This window comes from Rhizobium rosettiformans W3, assembly GCF_004912135.1.
GTDB classification, from domain to species: domain Bacteria; phylum Pseudomonadota; class Alphaproteobacteria; order Rhizobiales; family Rhizobiaceae; genus Allorhizobium; species Allorhizobium rosettiformans.
The window spans coordinates 1-617 of sequence record NZ_STGU01000083.1 but is presented as its reverse complement, the minus strand read 5'-3'; the positions used below and the strand labels follow the sequence as shown (position 1 = coordinate 617).

Annotated in this window: 1 pseudogene; it reads right to left on the bottom strand. The window is 59.6% G+C overall.

The window, feature by feature from the left end:
* Positions 1-604 (bottom strand): annotated as a pseudogene (locus FAA86_RS24450) (helix-turn-helix domain-containing protein); the annotation flags it as partial.
* Between the last annotated feature and the right edge of the window lie 13 nt (positions 605-617).

Here is a 617-nt window from a genome sequence, read left to right as displayed (position 1 = left end):
AGCGCCATGGTGACAATGCGATCCCTGATATCGTCAGGAATGCGGTTCCACACCCGTGATGGCGCAGAAGTCCGGTCTTCCAGCCCCTCGACGCCATGGGTCTGGAACCGGTCATACCATCGATAGAAGGTAGGTCTCGGAATGCCGAGCTTTTCGAGTGTCTGCCTGACTGACAAATGCGACTGCTCGACCAGCCGGATGATCTCAAGCTTTTCGGTGGCGGGATATCTCATTCGTCGTCGCCCCCATGCCCGATCATGCTTTTTTTGAGCAGGCGGTTCTCCAGGGTGAGGTCGGCCACCGCCTCCTTCAGGTCGCGGCTCTCCTTACGCAGCGCCTTCACCTCGTCACTCGTTGCCGAACGGGAGGTATCGCCCGCAAGGCGCTTCTTGCCAGCTTCGAGGAATTCCTTCGACCAGCTATAATACAGGCTCTCGGCGATCCCCTCGCGGCGGCAGATCGCGGCGATGCTGTCTTCGCCACGCAGGCCTTCCAGGACGACACGGATTTTGTCCTCGGCTGAATGGTGCTTGCGCGTGGCGCGGCGGATGTCCTTGATCGTCTTCTCTGCCGCCGATGTCTGCGGCCCGGATTTTTGTCTCATCTTCGCTTCCTGT